The sequence below is a fragment of the Nocardiopsis sp. SBT366 genome (genome assembly GCF_001083815.1).
Taxonomy (GTDB): domain Bacteria; phylum Actinomycetota; class Actinomycetes; order Streptosporangiales; family Streptosporangiaceae; genus Nocardiopsis; species Nocardiopsis prasina.
In genome coordinates this window covers 22,481-43,747 of the sequence record NZ_LAVM01000049.1, presented here as the reverse complement: position 1 = coordinate 43,747, position 21,267 = coordinate 22,481, and the positions used below count along the sequence as shown (strand labels likewise).

Sequence of the window (21,267 nt, the reverse complement as noted above, 5' to 3'; positions counted from 1 at the left end):
CTGTCTCGTGGGCTCGGAGATGTTTAAAAGAGACGCGTTGGAGTCCCTGCTCGGCAGCGCCGCGCACGCCGCTCCCGCGGCCCGGGGCGCCGACCGCGCCAGGGGCTGGCCCGCTCCCGAAACCCCGCGGCGCGGTTCGCGCGCGCACCGTCGCGAGGCAGCGGACCGCGACCACAACCCCCCGCCGGTCCCGGTCTCGGCCACCGACCTCAGCCAGGCCCAGTACACGGTGCTGCGCGCCGCCATGCGCGACCAGCTCACCGCCGTGGCCGCCCCTCCCGGCAGCGGCGTCCACGACCTGGTCGACGCCCTGGTGCGCACCGCCGTCGCCAGCGGACAGCGGGTCCTGGTGTGCGGCCGGACCGAGGCCGACCTCGACGCCGTCCTGGCCCGGGCGGAGACCGCCCCCGCGCACCCGGTCGTCCGCGCGGGCTGTGCCGGCGACCGCGCCGCCGAACGGTGGCAACTCACCCGCCTGCTGGCCCAACACTCGGAGCCCACAGCGGCGACGGGGCCGACGCCCGCCGCTGAGGACGGCCCAGGCCACCGCGACGACCTGGTCGCCGCCTGGAACCGGGTCCGCCGGGTGTGGTCGGCCATGGACACACTCGCCGCAGACGGCCACGTCCTCGCCCATCTCGCCGAGGAGCGCGGCCGCAGCATCGCCCGGGGTTGGGCTCCCGAGACCCTCTTCACGCCCGAGCACGGCGGCCCCGAGTACTGGCTGCACCGGGCCGAACGCGCCGCCGCGGGCGGTCTGGGCGGACTCCAGCACCGCGCCGCCGTCCGCCGTGAACTGGGTGTGGCCACCGATCCCGAGGGGCTGGACCAGCTCTGCGCCGTGGCCCGCCTGGAGAGCGAGTGGCGCGCGGCGGTGGACCGCAGGACCCGCTGTGCGCCCCTGAACGAACTCACCGAGGAGCTGGCCGACGCGTGGGTCCAGCACCGCCGTGCCAGCGCGGCCTGCCTGGCTTCGGTGACCGGCCCCCGCCTCCGGCGCGGCCGCACCTCCATCGAGAACCGCGTGGAGGCGCTCAACTGGCACCACGACGGCGGCTGGCCCGGTCCGGCCAACCTCCTGGACGCCCTGCCCGTGTGGGCCTGCCGCACCGACCAGGCCCGTGCCCTGCCCTCGGAGGCCGGGATGTTCGACCTGGTGGTCGTGGTGGGCGCTGAGCGGACCCGGGTCAGCGAACTGCTCCCCGTGCTCTACCGGGCCAACCGCGCGGTGGTGGCGGGCGACCCCGCCCACGCGGGCCCGGCCAGCGTGCTGGAACCCGAGGAGGAGCGGCGGGCCCTGGCCACCGCCGGGCTGGTCGCGGGCCAGCTCGACGACCGCGCGCTGCGGTACGGATCGGGTTCGGCGCTGCGGGCGGTGCGCGCGGCCACCACCACGACGCTCTGGCTGGACGAACACGACGGAGCCCCCGAGGACCTGGCCGCGGTCGCCTCCCGGCACTGCTACGGAGGACGGCTCGTGGTTGAGGGCCCGCCCCGAGGAGCCGGGCGGCCCGCCTTCGAGTGGCGTGACGTCACGGGGGAGTGCGAGGCGGCTCCGGGGTCCTCCTACGTCAACCGGGAGGAGGCCTACCGGGTGGCCGTGGTCGTGGCCGAGCTCGACAGGGAGCTGCCCGCGGACAGCGGCCTCGCGGTGGTGGCGCCCCTGCAACCGCAGGTGGCGCTGCTCCGCAGGCTTCTGCGCCAACGCCACCTGCGTCACCGGGTCCGGGTGGGCGGGCCCGACATGATGGACTCCGACACCGCCGCCGCCGACGTCACCGTGCTCTCCCCGATGCTCGTCGCCGGGGCCCCGGCCATCGCGGAGCGGCGGGTGCGCCAGATGACCCACCTGTGGTCGTCACTGCTCACCCGGACCAGCGAACGCCTCGTGGTGGTGGGTGACCGGGCGCACTGGTCCGGCGGTGACGGCCCCCTCGGCGACCTCCTCCGGGGTCGCTCCGGCCCGGGTGCCACCCCGGCCGGTACCGCCCTGGTGGACGCCCTGCGCACAGCCGGAACCGACGTGGAGGCGGGACGCCGCTTCCACGGGTGGACCGCCGACCTCGTGGTCAGCTACGGATCACGGCGCGTGGTCCTGCTGCTGGACGGAGAACCGGACGGCCCCTCGCTTCGTCGCCTGCTCACCAGGGGAGACGCGCTCAACGAGGTCACTGACGACCTCGTGGTGGTGGTCCCCGCCTGGCGCTGTCTCACCGATCCCCGGACGCTGGTGGAGGAGATCCTGTCCGCCTGCTGACGTCTCCTCCCGCCACCCGGTCGGGGGCGAGTGCCCGCGCCCTATCCTGGAACGACGGACACATGCTGACAGAAGGGGACACGGGTGCCTGAGGGTCACACGCTGCACCGGCTGGCCGCGCACTTCGAGAAGACCTTCGGCGGCGGCACGGTGAGGGCCAGCAGCCCCCAGGGGCGCTTCGCCGAGGGCGCGGCCCGGATCGACGGCAGGGTCCTCACGGAGAGCGAGGCACACGGCAAGCACCTGTTCCTGGGCTTCGACTCCGGCGCATGGCTCCGCGTCCACCTCGGCCTCTACGGCGCCTGGTCCTTCGGGGACGCCGACGGCGAACGCCACCTGGGCGCCCCCCGAACCGAGGGCGCCGGGCGCCTCGACCTGCGCCGCGACCCGGACGGCTTCGTGGTTCCACCGGAGCCGGTGGGCGCCGTCCGCGTCCGCCTGGTCAACTCCTCGGGCTGGGCGGACCTGCGCGGCGCCTCGGCCTGCGAGGTCGTCACGGTGGACGACAAGCACGCCGTCCAGGCCCGGCTGGGCCCGGACCCCCTGCGCGCCGACGCCGACCCCGATCGCGCCTGGCGCGTGGTGAGCCGGTCCCGCAGCAGCCTCGCGGTGCTCCTCATGCGCCAGGACGTCATCGCGGGCATCGGCAACATCTACCGGGCCGAGTCCCTCTTCCGCGCCGGGCTCGACCCCCTGACCCCCGGTCGCGAACTCAGCCGGGAACGCTGGGACGCCCTCTGGGCGGACCTCACCGGACTCCTGGAGGACGGCGTCCGGGACGGGTACATCATCACCACGCGACCGGAGGACCGGCCCGATCCCGACGCGCGCCCGGTGCCCCGGCCCGACACGCTCTACGTCTGCTACCGGACCGGGGACCCCTGCCGCGTGTGCTCGTCTCCGGTCTCCGCCACCGAGCTGTCCGGGCGCACCCTGTACTGGTGCCCCGGCTGCCAGGGGTAGCCGAACCGCGGGCACTCCCTCTCCGGTTCGCCCGGACCCGCGCCGCCGCCCCGAAATTGCCTGGGTGCCCGCCGCTCCCGTGGGTACAATCCCGTGTCGATCGCTTAACCGGTTCAGTGAAACGGGTGTTCGGAGCCCGGAACCCGGACGGGTGACGGGAGGAGAGAGGACGTGAGGGAAACACTGTGGGTGCTCTGATGCGGAGGCCGACGATCATGGACATCGCCCGCGCGGCGGGGGTGTCCAAGGGGGCGGTCTCCTACGCGCTCAACGGGCGCCCCGGGGTCTCCGAGGAGACCAGGAGGCGCATCCTGGACATCGCCCACGACCTGGGGTGGGCTCCCAGCAAGGCGGCCCGGGCACTGTCCCCGGGCGGCCGGGTCGGCGCGGTCGGGCTGGTCGTGGACCGGCCGGCCCGCTCGCTCGGCATCGAACCGTTCTTCATGCAGCTGGTCTCCGGTATCGAGACGGAGCTGGCCTCGGCCGGGGTGGACCTCCTGCTCCAGGTCACCGACGACGCCGGGGCGGAGCTGGAGGTGTACCGGCGGTGGGCCTCGGAGCGCCGGGTGGACGGGGTGGTGATGGTGGATCTGCGCGCGGACGACCCCCGGCCGGCGGTGGTCCGCTCCCTGGGCCTGCCCGCCGTGGTCCTGGGCGGACCGGACGGCGTGGGCGGACTGCCCTGCGTGTACACCGACGACGGCGCCCCGGTCCGGGAGGTGGTCCACTACCTCGCGGCGCTCGGGCACCGGCGCGTCGCCAGGATCGCGGGGCCGGAGGAGCTGGTGCACACCCAGGTGCGCGGCGCCGCCTTCGAGGAGGCCGCGGCCGGGGCGGGGCTGTCCGGGGCGTACTCGGTGAACGCCGACTACACGGGGGAGTCCGGGACCCGGACCACCCGGCGCCTGCTGGCCTCCGCGAACCGGCCCTCCGCGCTGGTCTACGACAACGACCTGATGGCGGTGGCGGGGCTCGGAGTGGCGGCGGAGATGGGCGTGGACGTGCCCGGCCAACTGTCGATCGTGGCGTGGGACGACTCCGCGCTCTGCCGCCTGGTGCGGCCCTCACTGACGGCGATCAGCCGGGACGTGGTGGGTCACGGACGCCAGGTCGCCGGGATGCTCAGCCGGGTCCTGGACCAGGAGCGAGTGGAGAGCGAGGAGACCCCGGTGGGGGAGCTGCACCCCCGTGGGAGCACGGGGGTGCTGGTGGGGGACCCCGAATCCGCTGTTACAAGCGGATAACACCAAAGTGACGGGGATTGACGGGGTTCGCCGGTCCATGTTGTTGTTAACGTCACTTACCCGGTTCAGCAACGGTCCTTCGCTCCCTCTCTTGGGAGCGCTCCCAGCCTTTCTAGTCAGGATCGGCTTCCCCCCATACGAAGGGCCGACCGGGTGGAAGGAGGAGTCGAGATGAGATCTCTGAGGCTTCCCGCCGCTCTGGCGGCGCTGGTGCTGGTGGCCAGCGCGTGCTCGGGCGAGGGCGCAGGGGGCGATTCCGGGGGCTACCCCCGGAACGAGACGCTGTACACCACAGGCACGGCCTGGGGTCCCCCCACCAACTGGAACCCGATCATGGAGGGCAACTACGCGGTCGGAACCGTGGGTCTGGTCTACGAGCCCCTCTTCGTCTTCGATCCCAGCGAGGGCGAGTACTCGCCCTGGCTCGCCGAGAGCGATGAGTGGCCGGACGAGAACACCCACGTCATCACCCTCCGCGACGGGGTCGAGTGGACCGACGGTGAGCCCCTGGTCGCCCAGGACGTGGTCACCACTCTGGAGCTCGGGCACTTCGACATCCACTACAGCAACGTCTGGGACTACCTCGAGAGCGCCGAGGCCACCGGTGAGCGCGAGGTGACCCTCACCTTCTCCGAGCCGCGCCCGCAGGAGTGGATGAACTGGGTGGCCAACCGTGCCATCGTCCCCGACCACCTCTGGGCCGACAAGAGCCAGGAACAGGTCAACGACGACCCCAACCGCGACCCGGTCGGCACCGGTGCCTACGTCTACGAGAACCACGCGGATGACCGCATGGTCTGGCGGCGCAACGACGACTGGTGGGGCACCGCGGCCCTCGACCTGGAGATGAAGCCGACCTACATCGTGGACATCGTCAACGCGTCCAACGACGTCACGATGAACATGCTGAACAACCACGAGGTCGACCTCTCCAACAACTTCCTCCCCGGCATCGACCAGGTCATCAGCAACGACAACAACATCACCAGCTACTTCGCGGGCCCGCCCTACATGCAGTCCGCGAACACCGCCTGGCTCGTCCCCAACCACGAGCACCCGGCCCTCGGAGACCCCGAGTTCCGACGGGCGCTGGCCCACGCCGTCGACACCAGCCAGATCGTCGAGGGCCCCTACACCAACCTCGTCGAGGCGGCCGACCCCACCGGCCTTCTCCCCCAGTGGGAGGAGTACATCGACCACGAACTGGTCGCGGACGAGGGTTACACCTACGACTCCGACGAGGCCGTGGCCATCCTCGAGGAGGCCGGTTACCTGGACGAGGACGGTGACGGCTTCGTCGAGACCCCGGACGGCGAACCCATCACCCTGTCGTTGGAGGTCCCCTCGGGCTGGAGCGACTGGATGGAGGCGGCCAACGTCATCGCCGAGAACGCCCAGGAGGTCGGGATCAAGGTCGAACCCGCCTTCCCCGAGCACGAACTGCTCATCGAGAACTTCCGTCAGGCGGAGTTCGACCTGATGATCAACAACGACCGGAGCATCAGCAACACGCCCTGGACGTACTACGACTTCATCTTCCAGCTGCCGATCCGCGACCAGCAGACCACGGCCAACTACGCCCGGTACGAGAACGAGGAGGCCTGGGAGCTGACCGAACAGCTGGCCGCGACTCCCGCCGAGGACGTCGAGGGCATGGCCGCGATCACCTCCGACCTCCAGGGCATCTTCCTGGACGACCTGCCGATCATCCCGCTCTGGTACAACGGCATGTGGTCCCAGGCCAGCAACCAGGTGTGGACCAACTGGCCCAGTGAGGACGAGGGAACCCCCGACAACTTCGCCACCATGTGGAACAACATGTACCAGATGGGCGCGATCTACACCCTCGCCGAGATCGAACTGGCCGAATAGCGCACACGTGGGACGCTCCCCGCGCGGGAGCGTCCCACCACCCGCGCTCCCACACCTGGAGGACACCCGTGTGGCGCTACATGGGCCGAAAGATCGGCATCTACGGCATCACCTTCGTCGTGGCGGTCACCATCAACTGGATGATCCCGCGCTTCATGCCGGGCGACCCCGTCCGGAGCATGCTCAGCAGGGCCTCGGTCTCCGACCCGGAGGCCCTGGAGCGGATGACCGCCTACTACAACGAGGTCTTCGGCCTCGACACCCCGCTCCACCAGCAGTACTTCAGCTTCTGGGCCGGGCTCTTCCGCGGTGACCTCGGGCTCAGCGTGTGGCTCTACCCGGAGCCCGTCACCGACGTCATCCTGCGGCACGTGCCCTTCACCCTGGCCCTGCTGCTCCCCGCCATCATCCTCAGCTGGATCATCGGCAACCGCTTCGGCGCCTTCGCGGCCCGGAGCAAGATCCTGGACAACACCGTCCTGCCGATCGGCTACATCCTCACCGCGATGCCCTACATGTGGATCGCGATGCTGCTGGCCTACTCGCTGTCGGTGGTCGGCGGCTTCTTCCCGACCGCGGGCGGGTACAGCTTCGCGCTCACGCCCTCATGGTCGTGGACGTTCATCTCGAACCTGATCTCCCACTGGTTCCTGCCGTTCCTGTCCATGTTCGTCGTGGCCCTGGGCGGCTGGGCGATCGGCATGCGCAACATGATCATCTACGAGCTGGAGGCGGACTACTCGAACTACCTCCAGGCACTGGGCGCCCCCCGCCGCCTGATCCGCCGCTACGCGTTCCGCAACGCGATGCTGCCGCAGATCACCGGACTCGCCGTCCAGCTGGGCACGCTGATCGCCGGGGCGCTGCTCACGGAGATCGTCTTCAACTACCCCGGCCTGGGGACGCTGATCCTCAACTCGCTGAACAACCGCGACTTCTTCCTGCTCCAGGGGATCTTCCTGTTCGTGGTCGTCGGCGTGCTGATCGCCAACTTCATCATCGACATCATCTACGTCCTGGTCGACCCGCGTACGCGCGTCCAGATGACGGGAGGCGCGTCATGAGCAACATCCCCGGGGCACCCGGGGCCACCGACACCGGAGGCGCCCCCGACGCGTCCGGCGAACGCAGGGTGTCCGAGACCCTGCACTTCGCCCGCCGCAACCCCAAGCTGCTCATCGGCTCGGGCATCGTGCTCACCCTCCTGGCGATCGGGCTCATCGGCCCCCTGTTCATCGACCACGGTCCCAACGTCTACGTCGGCCCGCAGAGCCAGCCGCCCAGTTCCGAGTACTGGCTGGGCACCACCACGTTCGGCCAGGACATCTGGGCCCAGTTCGTCTACGGCCTGCGCTCCACGTTCCTCACCGGCCTGCTCGGTGGCGGCATCGCGTTCATCGTCGGCACCACCGTCGGGTTCGTGGCCGGGTACAAGGGCGGGGTCGTCGACGAGATCCTCAACATGCTCACCAACGTCGTGCTGGTCCTGCCCGGCATGGTCGTGCTGATCGTCGCCGTCGCCTACCTCGACGTGCGCGGACTGGTCGTCCAGGCGCTGTTCATCGGACTGACGTCGTGGCCGTGGGCGGCCCGCGCGGTCCGCTCCCAGGCCCTGACCCTGGCCACCCGCGACTACGTGGACCTGGCCCGGCTCAGCGGACGGCGCACCTGGCGGATCATCACCAGCGAGATCGCCCCCAACATGAGCTCGTACCTGGTGATGTCGTTCATCCTGCTGTTCGGCGGGGCCATCCTCATCGCGGCCGGGCTCGACTTCATCGGCCTGGGCCCGGCGGGCGGCGTCTCCCTCGGACTGATGCTGGAGAACGCCGGAGGGTGGAGCGCCCTCCAGCTCGGCATGTGGTGGTGGTTCGTTCCGCCGGGTGCCGGGATCACCCTCCTGGTCGGTTCGATGTACATCCTCAACGTCGGGTTGGACGAGGTCTTCAACCCCAAGCTGCGGGAGCTGTGATGACCCTGCGCGTCAAGGACCTGAAGGTCTACTACCAGACCCTGCGCGGGGACGTCCACGCCCTCGACGGGGTGAGCTTCGACCTCGCGGACGGGGAGATCATGGGCCTGGCCGGGGAGTCCGGCTGCGGCAAGACCACCCTCGGCAAGAGCCTGATCCGGCTGGACGGCCGGATGCGGCACGTGGACGGCACGATCGAGCTGGACGGGAAGGACGTCCCCATCGCGGACGACCGCGCGATGAACCCGTTCCGGTACCACGAGATCTCGCTCGTCCCGCAGTACGCCATGAGCGCCCTCAACCCGACCCGCAAGATCGGGCGGATGATCAACGAGCTGCTGCGCGCACGCGGCGTGCGTCCGGCCAGCGTCGCCGAGGAGCTGCGGCGCCGTCTGGAGCTGGTGGGGCTCGACCCCGACGTGCTCGACCGGTTCCCGATCGAGCTGTCCGGCGGGATGAAGCAGCGGGTGGTCATGGTCATGGCCACCCTGCTCAACCCGTCCCTGCTCATCGCGGACGAGGCGACCTCGGCCCTGGACGTGTCCACCCAGCGTTCGGTGGTCGAGTCCATGGTGGAGTTCCGCGACCGCGGCTACGTCAAGAGCATGATCTTCGTGACCCACGACATCTCGCTCGTCTACCAGATGGCCGACTCCGTCATGGTGATGTACGCGGGCCGGATCGCGGAGAAGGGCCCGGCCGCGACCATCATCAACGACCCGAAGCACCCCTACACGCGGATGCTCATCGGGGCGCTGCCCGAAGTGGGCACGACCACCGAGGGAACCCGCCTGGAGGGCATCCCCGGCACGCCGCCGGGGCTGTTGCGACCGCCCTCGGGCTGCCGGTTCCGGGAGCGCTGTCCCATGGCCTCGGAGGAGTGCTCCGAGGTCCCGCCGCTGGTGGAGATCGAGCCCGGCCACTGGGCCGCCTGCTGGAAGACGGGGAGGTAGCGCCGTGCTGGAACTGAGCCATGTGCACAAGGTGTACCGGGTGGGTGCGTTCGGCGGCGCGAAGCTGCGCGCGGTCCGGGACGTCAACCTCACCGTCGAACCCGGCGAGGTCGTCTCGCTGATCGGGGAGAGCGGCAGCGGCAAGAGCACGATCGGGAAGATGGTGCTGGGCCTGACCGGGGTGAGCTCCGGCAGCATCCGCTTCGAGGGCCGTGACGTGTCGCGGCTGCGCGGGTTCGCGGCCCGGAAGGAGTACTACCGCCGGGTGCAGGGGGTCTTCCAGGACCCCTTCAGCTCCTTCAACCCCATCTTCAAGGCCGACCGCGTCTTCGAGATGATCCGCTCCTCCTACTTCCCGGAGGTCTCGGACGCCGACTGGCGGGACCGGGTCCTGGACGTGGTGGGCACTGTTCGCCTCGACCCCGAGAACGTGCTGGACAAGTACCCGCACCAGCTCAGCGGCGGGCAGCTGCAACGCCTGCTCATCGCGCGGGCGCTCCTGCTCGACCTGCGGCTGCTGGTCGCGGACGAGGTGATCAGCATGCTGGACGCCTCCACGCGGATCGACGTGCTCAACCTGTTGGGCGACCTCAAGGAGCGGGGGCTGGGTGTCCTGTTCGTCACCCACGACCTGTCCCTGGGCAACTACGTCAGCGACCGGTCGGTGATCCTGCGCAAGGGGGCCATCGCCGAGTTGGGCCCCACCCGCAGGGTGTTCGAGAACCCCCTGCACCCCTACAGCCGCCACCTGCTCTCGTGTGTGCCGCAGCTGCACCGCACCTGGGCGGAGGTGGACGCGGAGCTGGCCGCGAACCCGCCCGAGGACGTCGAGCTGCCCACCGTCGCGGACGGCGACGACTCCGCGCCGTTGGTGGAGGTCGAGGAGGGGCACTTCGTCGGCATCGACCAGAACTGACCCCGGGGCCGGGCCCTCGCCGGGCCCGCCCCGGACCGAACACCGCGGTACCGAAGCGGTACCCAGGCAGTAGTGAGAGGGAGCGCGTATGACCTCCTGGTTCGACCTGTGCGAGGGCTGGACCCTGACGGCGGTGCCCCACGAGGGCTCCGTGCCGGACCCGGCCGCCGCGTTGGGAGGGGTCCCGGCCACCGTGCCGGGCTGTGTCCACACGGACCTCCTCGACCGGGGCCTGATCGAGGACCCCTACCTCGACGACAACGAGGACGGGCTGGGCTGGATCGGCCGGACGGACTGGAGGTACACGCGCACCCTGGAGGGCCTGGACCCGTCGGTGGGGGCCGCCGAACGCGTGGACCTGGTCTGCGAGGGGCTGGACACCGTCGCCGAGGTCCGGGTGGGCGGCCGGGAGGTCGGGCGGACCGCCAACATGCACCGCTCGTACCGCTTCGACGTCACCGGGGCGCTGGCCGAGGGCGGCCCGGCCCCCGCCCTGGACGTGGTGTTCGCCTCCCCCTACCGGTACGCCGAGGGCAACCGGGAGCGCATGGGCGCTCTTCCGGGCGCCTACGACGAGCCCTACCAGTACATCCGCAAGATGGCCTGCAACTTCGGCTGGGACTGGGGCCCGACCGTGGTCACCTCCGGGATCTGGCGGCCGATCCGGCTGCACGCGTGGTCCACCGCGCGGCTGGCCTCGGTGCGGCCCCTGGTCTCGGTCTCCGAGGACGCCTCGCTGGGGCGGGTCAGCGCACACGTGGAGGTGGAGCGCACCGGGCCCGGCGCCGACCTTCCCCTCACCCTCACGGCGACGGTCGGCGGCGCCACCACGGCCGTCACGCTCGGGCCGGGGCGGACGGAGGCGGTCCTGGACCTCGTGGTGACCGCCCCCGCGCTCTGGTGGCCGCGCGGCCACGGCGACCAGCCCCTGCACGACCTCGTGGTGGAGCTCTCCGGGGCCGGGCCGCGCACCCCCCTGCTCGACACGTGGCAGCGCCGGATCGGCTTCCGGAACGTGGCCGTGCGCAGTGAGCCCGACCACGAGGGAACGGGCTTCGCCGTCCAGGTCAACGGCCGTGACGTGTTGGTCAGGGGAGCCAACTGGATCCCCGACGACGCCTTCCCGAGCCGGATCGGCCGGGACCGCTACCGGGAGCGGATCGAGCAGGCCCGCGACGCCGGGATCAACCTGCTGCGTGTGTGGGGCGGCGGGATGTACGAGTCCGAGGACTTCTACGAGCTCTGCTCGGAGCGCGGGATCCTCGTCTGGCAGGACTTCCTCTTCGCCTGCGCCGCCTACCCCGAGGACGAGCCGCTGGCCTCCGAGGTCGAGGCGGAGGCGCGCGAGGCGGTCGTTCGGCTGGCCCCGCACGCCAGCCTGGCGGTGTGGTGCGGCAACAACGAGAACATCTGGGGCCACGAGGACTGGGGGTGGAAGGAACGGTTGGACGGCCGTGCGTGGGGCGCCGGGTACTACCTGGACGTGCTGCCCCGCGTGGTGGCCGAACTCGACCCCACGCGCCCCTACTGGCCGGGCAGCCCCTACTCCGAGGGTGAGGGGGTCCACCCCAACGCGCCCGAGCACGGCACCATGCACCTGTGGGACGTGTGGAACCAGGAGGACTACACGGTCTACCGCGACCACCGTCCCCGGTTCGCCGCCGAGTTCGGCTACCAGGCGCCGCCCGCGCACGCCACGCTGCGGGGCGCGGTCACCGACGACCCGCTCACCCAGACCTCCCCGGGTGTGCTGCACCACCAGAAGGCCGAGGACGGCAACGGCAAGCTCGCGCGTGGGCTCGCCGCGCACTTCGGGGACCGGGAGTGGGAGTACGACGACTGGCACTACCTCACGCAGGTCAACCAGGCGCGCGCCCTCACCGTGGGGATCGAGCACTTCCGGTCCACCTGGCCGTACTGCACCGGCACGGTGATGTGGCAGATCAACGACTGCTGGCCGGTCACGTCGTGGGCGGCGGTGGACGGCGCGGGGCGTCGCAAGCCCCTGTGGTACGCGTTGCGGCGCGTGTACGCGGACCGGGTGGCGACGGTCCAGCCCACCCCGGAGGGGCTGGTGGTGGTCCTCGGCAACGACACCGACGAGGAGTGGACCACCGAGGTGACCCTCGCCCGGCGGGACACCGCCACCGGGAGGGCCCTGGCGGCCTCCGCGCACGAGGTGCGGGTGGAGCCGCGCGGTGCGCTGCGCGTACCGGTGCCCTCGGGGCTCGCCGAGCCGGGAGAGCCCGCCCGCGAGGTGCTCACCGTCGACGGCGTGGGAGAGCGGGCGTGGTGGTTCTTCTCCCGCGATCTCGACCTGGAGTACCGAAAGCCGGAATTCGATGTGGAAACACGGGTGGACGGTTCCGATTTGCGGGTGACGGTCCATGCTCGCGTGCTCTTGCGGGATCTGGTCCTGAACGTCGACAGACTCGATCCGGGAGTGAGCGCGGACAGCGCTCTGGTGACACTGCTGCCCGACGAGTCGCACACCTTCACCGTGCTGGGCGGTGCGGCTCTCGATCCGGGGGCCGTGACGCGGCCACCTGTGCTGAGGTGCGTCAACGACACGCTCGTGACCCCTGGGTGATGCGGGTGTGACACTCCGGTGGACACCACAGGGTTCACACGCGTTCCCCGCACGGCCCGTCGGTATTCCTCGACGGGCCGTGCGGGTTGCCACATCGAAACCCCTCGCCACCCGACGTGACTGTGGTACCTTCGAAGAAGATTGTTAGTCGTTGAATTTCGCAGTTGGTGTCTTGCCCGCGGAGTTTGTGACCGGCGGGCGGTTTCTCTTGGAGTCGGCTCGCGGCAATTTTCGGGCGTGTGAGTATGCGTCCGTGTACACCGAGCTGAAGGAGAAAACATGGCTCAGGGAACTGTGAAGTGGTTCAACGGCGAGAAGGGCTTCGGCTTCATCTCCCCCGACGACGGTGGCCCCGACGCCTTCGTTCACTACAGCGCCATCCAGGGTTCGGGCTTCCGTAACCTGGAGGAGAACCAGCGCGTGGAGTTCGAGATCGTCGCTGGCACCCGCGGCCCGCAGGCCGAGAACGTCGTCGCGATCTAAGACCGCATAGACGTAGCGATGTCGCCCCTTGTGGGCGTGAACGTCGCTGAACGCCCCCGGAGAGTTCGTCTCTCCGGGGGCGTTCGCGTGTCCGGGACCCGTCGCCGCGAGGCCGGTGGCGGTTCCGGAGTGAGCCCCGAGGGTCAGCCCGGGCGCACGTGAGGGACCCCGGGGCCGTCATTGACGGCCCCGGGGTCCCGGTGTGTGTGAGAGGAGTCCTCCCGAAGGGCTCGTGGCCCTCCTGCCGGGGCTCAGGCCTCCAGGACGGCGCGGGTGCGCTCCCGCACCTCGGGGGTGTCCAGGCCCCGCACGGTGACCGTGGTCCGGCGGCGCAGCGCGTCGTCGACGGTCACGGCCCACTCGCGGTCGCGGGCGAACACGACCTGCGCCCAGACGTCCGGCCCGTCCGGGTGGATGCGCTCGCCCAGCTCCGGCTGGTCGCGCACCAGACCGGCGATGTCCAGCGCCAGACTTCCGTAGTGCGACGCCAGGTGCCGAGCCACCAACGGGTCGAGGCGGGCACCCGGATCGCGGTCGATGATCAGGCGCTGGGCGACCGCGTCGGGGCTGGCCAGACCGGGCAGCGGCACGGTCCGCAGCGGGTCGGCCATGTCCTCGGCCAGCGGCACCGCCGACACCTTGCGCAGCTCCTCCAGGACGGTCCGGCCGATGTGCCGGTAGGTCGTCCACTTGCCCCCGGCCACTGAGAGCATGCCGCCTCGCCCCTGGGTGACCACGGTCTCCCGCTTGGCGGAGCTGGTGTCCCCGGGGCCGCCGGGCAGCACGCGCAGCCCCGCGAACGAGTAGGTCATGCGGTCGCGGTCGAGGTAGGAGGCGTCGATACCCAGCGCGGCCTCCCCGAGGATCTGGTCGACGTCGGAGGGGACCACGCCGACCTCGGCCGGGTCGTCCTCGTAGGACTCGTCGGTGGTTCCCAGGAGCAGGTGCCCCTCCCAGGGGATGGCGAACGACACGCGGTACTTGTCCACCGGGATGGTGAGCGCGGCCTTCCACGGGTCGGGGGTACTCAGCACCAGGTGGGCACCCTTGGAGAGCCGCACACTCGGCGCCGCTGCGGCGTCCTCCATCCGGCGCAGGTGGTCCACCCAGGGGCCGGTGGCGTTGAGGACCAGGCGCGCGTCGATCCCGAAGTCGTCCCCGTTCACCCGGTCGTGCAGGTCGGCGCCGGTCACCCGGCCGCGGGTGGTCCGCAGCCCCCGGACCTCGGCGTGGTTGAGCACCACGGCCCCGGCGTCCACGGCGGCCCGCACGGTCATGACCGCCATGCGGCTGTCGTTCATCTGGTGGTCGCTGTAGGCGGCCACCGACTTGAGCCCCTCGGTGCGCAGCCCCGGCGCCAGTCGCTTGGCCTGGAGCGGGGAGAGCAGGCGGCCCATGCCGTCGCCGAATGCGGAGAGCGCGGAGTAGAGGAAGACGCCCGCGCCCATCTTGGCGGCACCGTGCGGTCCCCCCGAGTAGACGGGGACGAGGAAGGGCCGGTGGTTGACGAGGTGCGGAGCCACGTCGGAGGCGAGGGAACGCCGTTCCTTGTGGTTCTCCGCGACCAGGCGCACGTTGCCGGTCTGAAGGTAGCGCAGGCCGCCGTGCACGAGCTTGGACGAGGCGCTGGAGGTGGCCCCGGCGAAGTCGCCCGCGTCCACCATGGCCACGCGCAGGCCCGCCTGGGTGGCGGTCCAGGCGACGGAGGTGCCGAGGATTCCGCCGCCGATGACGAGGAGGTCGAAGGTGCCCCGAGTGAGTTCCTCGCGCGTGCGCGCTCGGTGGGTTCGGGCGTCACTGCGGTGTGCGCTGGCGGTCATGGCTGGTGCTCCGTCCGTTGGGGAGGGGGGCGTTACCGCACGTACCTGAACGGGCTCCACGTTTCAGGTGGGTGTCGTACACATAATACGACAATGCCGAACGATCCAGCGGATCGGCGCCACGGTTACGGGCATCGAGGCTGGATGGGTAGGGCTGGACTGGGACCTTTTGGGGTTGGTGTGACCCTGGGGTGTCGAGTGGTCGCTGGCTGTCCACTGTGGTTCGGCATTGTCGAACCGGTCCGGGGAGAGTCGGACCAGACACCCGATGCGCGATCCAGCGGCGCGGTCCGCTGCCGGACATGTAGCGCCAAGGCGTGATTGGCGAAGTTCGTCCCCCTGGAAGTCTGGAATCCAGAGCCAAGGAACCTGATTTCCTGATTCCGCAATCGAGATGCGTGTCTGGACTTCGAGTTCCCCGGATTGTCCCGCTTGGGAGGCATCTCCGGTCCTACGATGAACGACATCATGGCCACTAGGTACTCACCCACGATCCGGCGGCGCCGGCTCTCCGCCGAACTGCGGCGGGTGCGGCTCGCCGCCCGCAAGACCAGCGAAGAGGCCGCGGCGGCCGCTGGCCTTTCCAAGTCCACCTACTCCAACATCGAGTCCGGGGTCAAGAAACGCCCCAGCGTTCCGGAGATCAGGGCGATCCTGGACGCCTGTGAGGTCCCCCGGGGCAGAGAGTTCGACGAGATCCTCGACCTGTGCCGACAGTCCCTCGAACGCGGCTGGTGGTCCCGGTACCGCGACGTGCTCGCGGCCCGGTTCGTCGGATTCGAGACCGAGGCGAGGCGCATCACGTCCTGGCAGCCCGTCGTGATCCCGGGGCTCCTCCAGGTCCCGGAGTACATGAGGGTCGCCGCCCAGGCGTGCCTGGCCAATCCCCAGGAGATCCGCCGGGACATCGACGCCCGGATGACCCGCCAGCGCATCCTGGAGGACCAGGACCCTCCCGAGCTGTGCGCGATCTTCGACGAGGGCGCCCTGCTGCGCCTGCACGACCACCCCGAGGTCCGTCGGGCCCAGGTCAAACACATCCTGGAGATGGCCCAGCGGCCCAACGTCACCGTGCAGATGACCCGGGCCGCCAAGCTCAACCCCGGAGCCGGGGGGTCCTGCGTGATCCTGGAGTTCCCCCACGCCATCGACCCCACGGTGGTCTACCTGGAGACCGCCACGGACGGCATCTACCTGGAGGAGCCCGACGAGGTCGCCCGCTACCAGCAGTTGGTCAACCACCTCAGACTGGTGGCGCTGCGGCCCGGGGAGACCCTCGACTACCTGGAGGAGTTCCACCTGGGCCCGTGAGGGTCCCGTGAACGCCGGAGGGCGCCCGGCCGTGGCCGGGCGCCCCCAACGAGCGCTGGTGTGACCCCGGTTCAGGCACCGAAGCCGGTCAGGTGCCAGATCCAGGCACCGATCACACCACCGACGAGGGGGCCGACCACCGGGATCCAGGCGTACCCCCAGTCGGACGAGCCCTTGCCCGGGATGGGCAGGAGCGCGTGCGCGATACGGGGACCGAGGTCACGGGCCGGGTTGATGGCGTACCCGGTCGGGCCACCGAGCGACAGGCCGATCGCCAGCACCAGCAGACCGACCAGCAGCGGAGCCAGTCCGTGCGCGAACAGGGCGGACAGGTCGGCGTCGCCCTTGGTGACCGACCCCTCGTTGCCGCCGATTCCGAGGACGCCCAGCACCAGCATCGCGGTACCGATGATCTCCGTGGTGAGGTTGGCGACCGGGTTGCGCACCCCGGGCGCGGTGCTGAAGACGCCGAGCTTGGCCTCGGGGTCGTCGGTGATCCTCCAGTGCGCGAAGTAGGCCAGGAAGACCAGGCAGGCACCGACGATGGCACCCAGTAGCTGGGAGATGATGTAGCCGGGAACCAGCGCCCACTCGAACTCGCCGATACTGGCCAGACCGAGCGTGACGGCCGGGTTGATGTGGCCGCCGGAGACGGCGCCGACGACGTAGACCGCCATCGCGACCGCCATACCCCAGCCGAACGTCACCACGATCCAGCCCGCTGCGAGGGCCTTGGAACGGGCTAGTGAGACGCCGGCGACGACACCGCCGCCGAGCAGGATCAGGATGGCCGTACCGACGAACTCCGCCAGGTACACCGACATGTTTTCCATGGAGACCTCCGCCCCGTGACGGGGCAGCCGAGATGGATGGGCCGGACACCTCCCGGTGTCCGGGGTCCGCGCCGCGGGCCCCTGGTGACGGGGGCGTCCCGGGAACGCGGTCGTCGCGAGGGTCGGTCACCCGGGGCGGGTCGCTCGCGTGACCGACCCGTTCCCCGCCGACCCGGTGCTACTTGGCGTCCTCGTGCTCCACCCAGTCCAGGGTGCGCTGCACGGCCTTGTTCCAGTTGTGGTACTCGCGGTCCCGGACCGCGGGCTCCATCCGGGGGTTCCACTCGGCGGCCTTGTGCCAGTTGGCGCGCAGGGTCTCGATGTCGGGCCAGTATCCGACCGCCAGCCCGGCGGCGTACGCCGCGCCCAGACAGGTGGTCTCGGCGACCATCGGCCGCACGACCTCGGCGTCGAGCACGTCGGAGAGGATCTGCATGAGCAGGTTGTCCGCGGTCATGCCGCCGTCGACCTTCAGCGTGGTGAGGTCGATCTGGGAGTCGGCGTTCATGGCGTCGACGACCTCGCGGGTCTGCCAGGCCGAGGCCTCCAGGACCGCGCGGGCGATGTGGCCCTTGTTCACGTAGCCGGTCAGACCGGCGATCACGCCCCGGGCGTCGCTGCGCCAGTGCGGGGCGAACAGGCCGGAGAAGGCCGGGACGATGTAGCAGCCGCCGTTGTCGTCGACGGTCCGCGCGAGCGTCTCGATCTCGGGCGCGGAGGAGATCAGGCCCAGGCTGTCGCGGAGCCACTGCACCAGGGAGCCGGTGACCGCGATGGAGCCCTCGAGGGCGTACACGGCGGGTGCGTCGCCGATCTTGTAGCCCAGGGTGGTGAGCAGGCCGTTGTTCGAGGTCACGGGCTCGGTGCCGGTGTTCATCACCAGGAACGTGCCGGTGCCGTAGGTGCCCTTGACGTCACCCGGGTCGAAGCAGGTCTGCCCGAACAGGGCGGCGTGCTGGTCGCCCAGCGAGGAGGCCACGGGGGTGCCCGCCAGGTAGCCGGTGGACTCGCCGTAGACCTCCGAGGAGGAGCGGATCTCCGGCAGCAGGCTGGCCGGGATCTCCATGGCCTCCAGGACCTCGGGGTCCCAGTCGAGGGTGGCCAGGTTCATCAGCATGGTGCGGCTGGCGTTGGTGACGTCCGTGACGTGGCGTCCGGTCAGCTTCCAGATGAGCCAGGTGTCCATGGTTCCGAACAGCAGTTCGCCGCGCTCGGCGCGCTCCCGGACACCGTCCACGTTGTCCAGCAGCCATCGGATCTTGGGGCCGGAGAAGTAGGTGGCGAGGGGGAGGCCGCACTTGGGGCGGAAGCGGTCCTGGCCGCCGTCGGCGCCGAGCTCGCGCACGATGTCGTCGGTGCGGGTGTCCTGCCAGACGATGGCGTTGTAGACCGGTTCGCCGGTCTCCCGGTCCCAGAGCAGGGTGGTCTCACGCTGGTTGGTGATGCCGATGGCGGCGATCTGGTCGGGCGTGATGTCGCTCTTGCGAAGGGACTCCTGGACCACGGCCTCGACGTTGGTCCAGATCTCCAGCGCGTCGTGCTCCACCCAACCGGGCTTCGGGAAGATCTGTCGGTGCTCTCGTTGGTCGACCGAGACGATGCGTCCGTCCCGGTCGAAGAGGATGCAGCGACTCGACGTGGTGCCCTGGTCGATCGCGGCGACGTACTGCTGACTCATCGGTGCTCGCCTTCAGGTGGACGGCTCTGGATTGGGGTGGGAATCGGTGTGATCGGCGGTGCTCACCGAACGATGTACGACATTGACGTATGAATAGGCGATAGTTTCAACCGTTTTTCCTTCCCATGTCAAGGCCGTGTGACGCAATCGTGTTGCGTGGATCACGCGGTCGCGCGGACACTGTCTCAGGACGGGCGCGGACGCGGAAAGCACCACTCCGGGCCCTGACCCAAAGTGGGGCGAAGCGGTGAACGCCATTGGCCCCGCCGTTGCCCGGCGGGGCGTGGGAAGGCGTGTGAAGGCAGGCGGGGGCCCGGCGGCACGCGGGCGGAGGGGATCGGGCGCGAAGCCCGGGGTCAGAGCGTGAGGCCCGGCTCAGTAGGGTGTGACGCCCAACTCACGGGAGATGGCCCGGGCGGCGTCGCGCACGTAGGAGACCTGTTCCATGTCGGGTTTACCGTCCTCACCGCGCAGGCGCTCGACGGCGCCCCGAACCCCGATGGCGCCGACGGTCACCCCCCGGCGGTCGCGGATGGGCGCGGCGATGGACACCTCGCCGTCCACCAGCTCCTCGGCCTCCCAGCCCCAGCCGTTGTCGCGGATCTCCGACAGCTGGGCCTCCAGCGTCGCCATCGACGTCACGGTGTGGCGGGTGAAGGCGGTCAGCTCGACGGGGGAGTCGGTCTCCACGGCGGAGACCTCCTCGGGCACGGCCAGGGGGTCGAAGGCCATCAGGACCTTGCCGAGCGCGCTCGAGTGCAGCGGCAGCAGGGTGCCCACGTCCAGGGTCTGCCGGGAGGAGTCCGGGCGGAAGACGTGGTGGACCACCAGGACCTGGTGCTTGTGCAGGGTGCCGATCCGCACGCTCTCACCGCTGCGCGAGGCCAGGGTGTCGGCCCAGTTCAGGGCGCGGGTGCGGAGTTCGTTCCCGTCCAGGTAGCGGGTGCCCAGGCTGAGCATCCCGCCGCCCAGGCGGTAGCGGCCCGACTCCGGGTCCTGCTCCACGAACCCCACGTGCTGGAGGGTGCGCAGGATGCCCAGGGCGGTGCCCTTGGGCAGTTCCAGGGAGCGGGAGACCTCGGCCAGACTCAGTCCGCGGGCGCCACTGGCCAGGAGCCGGAGGATGGCGGCGGCGCGTTCGATGGACTGGATTCTTCCCGGCATTGCGGTGCTACCACTCTCTAGTACGACAATGTCATACGCCCGATGCTACTACGCGATGTGATGCGCAACACCTGTGGGCGCCCCGGGTTCGCACGTGATCGGCCAAGTCTACCGACGCGGCACCGCGCTGACCTGCGGTCGTCCACATCAGACCGACGCGGCCGCCCGGGTGATCGCCTTCGCCGCGTCCTCGACGTCGCTGTCGGTGATCTCCTGGCGCAGCACCAGCCGCACGCGGGCACCCCCGCCGATCGCCCGGACCCCCTCGGCGGCGATGGCCTCCAGGTACCGTCCGGCCCGACCCTCCGGGGTGGTCAGCAGCACCATGTTGGTCCGGGCCTCGACCGACACCCCCGGCAGGCCCTCCAGCCGCTCGGCGAGCCGGGCCGCGCGCTCGTGGTCCTCGACCAGCCGCTCCCGGTGGTGGCGCAGCGCGTGCAGGGCGCCGGCCGCGATGATCCCTGCCTGACGCATGCCCGCGCCCAGCAGCTTGCGACCGCGTCGGGCTCGCCGGACCGTGTCGGTGTCACCGACCAGTGCCGAGCCCACCGGGGCGCCCAGGCCCTTGGAGAAGCAGACGGACACGGAGTCGAATCCGGCGGCCACCTCGGCGGGGGAGACCCCAAGGTGGACGGCGGCGTTCCAGAGCCGGGCCCCGTCCAGGTGGGCCCGGAGGCCGTGCGCGTGCGCGAAGTCCGTCACCCGGCGCTGCTCGGCGAGGGGCAGCACCTGCCCCGAGAAGGTGTTCTCCAGCCACACCAGGGCGGGGTCGGCCCGGTGCACGTCGCCGACGCCCGCGATCCACGACTCCAGCAGTTCCTGGCGAGGGAACGGCTCACCCGAGTACATCCGGGGCAGGACACGGGCGAGCACCGCGGTGGCGCCCTGCTCGTCGCCGATGAGGTGGTGGTGCTCGTGCGCCCACACCTCCTCGCCGCTGCGGGTGGCCACGTACAGGCCGAGCTGGTTGGCCATGTGCCCGGAGGGCACGTACAGCGCGGCCTCCCGGCCCAGCAGCGCGGCGGTCTCCTCCTCCAGCGCGCGCACTGTGGGGTCCTCGCCGAACACGTCGTCACCCACCTCGGCCTCGGCCATCGCCCGGCGCATCGCGGGGGTGGGGTGGGTCAGGGTGTCGGAACGCAGGTCGATCAAGGTTCCTCCTCGGCGTGGGGTGCGCCCACGACGATGTGGGGTGCGCCCACGACGATACT

16 protein-coding genes are annotated in these 21,267 nt (G+C 70.6%); 11 read left to right on the top strand and 5 right to left on the bottom strand.

What is annotated here, in order from left to right:
* The 10 genes from ADX84_RS16180 to ADX84_RS16135 form a co-directional block, all read left to right on the top strand.
* A partial coding sequence (locus ADX84_RS16180; protein WP_049574918.1) for an ATP-binding protein occupies nucleotides 1-2,257 on the top strand: 2,257 nt, incomplete at its 5' end.
* Nucleotides 2,258-2,341: 84 nt separating this feature from the next.
* Nucleotides 2,342-3,220 (top strand): Fpg/Nei family DNA glycosylase, encoded by an 879-nt coding sequence (locus ADX84_RS16175; protein ID WP_049574912.1) that lies wholly within the window; start codon nucleotides 2,342-2,344, stop codon nucleotides 3,218-3,220.
* Between the two features lie 197 nt (nucleotides 3,221-3,417).
* Nucleotides 3,418-4,464, top strand: a complete 1,047-nt coding sequence (locus ADX84_RS16170; protein WP_049574906.1) for a LacI family DNA-binding transcriptional regulator — start codon at nucleotides 3,418-3,420, stop codon at nucleotides 4,462-4,464.
* 171 nt (nucleotides 4,465-4,635) lie between these two features.
* Nucleotides 4,636-6,336, top strand: a complete 1,701-nt coding sequence (locus ADX84_RS16165; protein WP_199776613.1) for an ABC transporter substrate-binding protein — start codon at nucleotides 4,636-4,638, stop codon at nucleotides 6,334-6,336.
* 68 nt (nucleotides 6,337-6,404) lie between these two features.
* Nucleotides 6,405-7,400, top strand: coding sequence for an ABC transporter permease (locus tag ADX84_RS16160; protein WP_049574899.1), 996 nt, complete (start codon nucleotides 6,405-6,407; stop codon nucleotides 7,398-7,400).
* Nucleotides 7,397-8,308 carry an ABC transporter permease gene (locus ADX84_RS16155; RefSeq protein WP_049574896.1) on the top strand — a complete coding sequence of 304 codons (912 nt, stop codon included), beginning with the start codon at nucleotides 7,397-7,399 and terminating at the stop codon, nucleotides 8,306-8,308. Before ADX84_RS16160 ends, ADX84_RS16155 begins: the two co-directional genes overlap by 4 nt.
* Nucleotides 8,308-9,261 (top strand): ABC transporter ATP-binding protein, encoded by a 954-nt coding sequence (locus tag ADX84_RS16150; RefSeq protein ID WP_049574892.1) that lies wholly within the window; start codon nucleotides 8,308-8,310, stop codon nucleotides 9,259-9,261. Before ADX84_RS16155 ends, ADX84_RS16150 begins: the two co-directional genes overlap by 1 nt.
* Before the next feature lie 4 nt (nucleotides 9,262-9,265).
* Nucleotides 9,266-10,177 carry an ATP-binding cassette domain-containing protein gene (locus ADX84_RS16145; protein WP_049574889.1) on the top strand — a complete coding sequence of 304 codons (912 nt, stop codon included), beginning with the start codon at nucleotides 9,266-9,268 and terminating at the stop codon, nucleotides 10,175-10,177.
* Between the two features lie 88 nt (nucleotides 10,178-10,265).
* Entirely contained in the window at nucleotides 10,266-12,767 is a 2,502-nt protein-coding gene (locus tag ADX84_RS16140; protein ID WP_049574886.1) for a glycoside hydrolase family 2 protein, read from the top strand.
* Nucleotides 12,768-13,046: 279 nt separating this feature from the next.
* The gene (locus tag ADX84_RS16135; protein WP_017581854.1) at nucleotides 13,047-13,250 is read left to right on the top strand and encodes a cold-shock protein; all 204 of its coding nucleotides are present in this window, start codon (nucleotides 13,047-13,049) and stop codon (nucleotides 13,248-13,250) included.
* Nucleotides 13,251-13,501: 251 nt separating this feature from the next.
* Here ADX84_RS16135 and ADX84_RS16130 read toward each other — a convergent pair whose 3' ends face one another.
* Nucleotides 13,502-15,070: a glycerol-3-phosphate dehydrogenase/oxidase gene (locus tag ADX84_RS16130; protein ID WP_049574883.1), complete on the bottom strand. Its 1,569-nt coding sequence runs from the start codon at nucleotides 15,068-15,070 to the stop codon at nucleotides 13,502-13,504.
* Between the two features lie 456 nt (nucleotides 15,071-15,526).
* On the opposite strand from ADX84_RS16130, the gene ADX84_RS16125 reads away from it, so the two are divergent.
* On the top strand, nucleotides 15,527-16,381 hold the full coding sequence (locus tag ADX84_RS16125) for a helix-turn-helix transcriptional regulator (protein ID WP_049574875.1): 855 nt from the start codon (nucleotides 15,527-15,529) through the stop codon (nucleotides 16,379-16,381).
* Between the two features lie 71 nt (nucleotides 16,382-16,452).
* On the opposite strand, the gene ADX84_RS16120 is transcribed toward ADX84_RS16125, so the two are convergent.
* The 4 genes from ADX84_RS16120 to ADX84_RS16105 all read right to left on the bottom strand — a co-directional run bounded on the left by ADX84_RS16120 (nucleotide 16,453) and on the right by ADX84_RS16105 (nucleotide 21,208).
* The gene (locus tag ADX84_RS16120; protein ID WP_199776612.1) at nucleotides 16,453-17,214 is read right to left on the bottom strand and encodes an MIP/aquaporin family protein; all 762 of its coding nucleotides are present in this window, start codon (nucleotides 17,212-17,214) and stop codon (nucleotides 16,453-16,455) included.
* 178 nt (nucleotides 17,215-17,392) lie between these two features.
* Nucleotides 17,393-18,892: a glycerol kinase GlpK gene (glpK, locus tag ADX84_RS16115; RefSeq protein WP_049574871.1), complete on the bottom strand. Its 1,500-nt coding sequence runs from the start codon at nucleotides 18,890-18,892 to the stop codon at nucleotides 17,393-17,395.
* Between the two features lie 375 nt (nucleotides 18,893-19,267).
* Complete coding sequence (locus tag ADX84_RS16110; RefSeq protein ID WP_049574869.1) at nucleotides 19,268-20,056, bottom strand: IclR family transcriptional regulator; 789 nt, start codon at nucleotides 20,054-20,056, stop codon at nucleotides 19,268-19,270.
* Between the two features lie 147 nt (nucleotides 20,057-20,203).
* Complete coding sequence (locus ADX84_RS16105; protein WP_049574868.1) at nucleotides 20,204-21,208, bottom strand: low specificity L-threonine aldolase; 1,005 nt, start codon at nucleotides 21,206-21,208, stop codon at nucleotides 20,204-20,206.
* Between the last annotated feature and the right edge of the window lie 59 nt (nucleotides 21,209-21,267).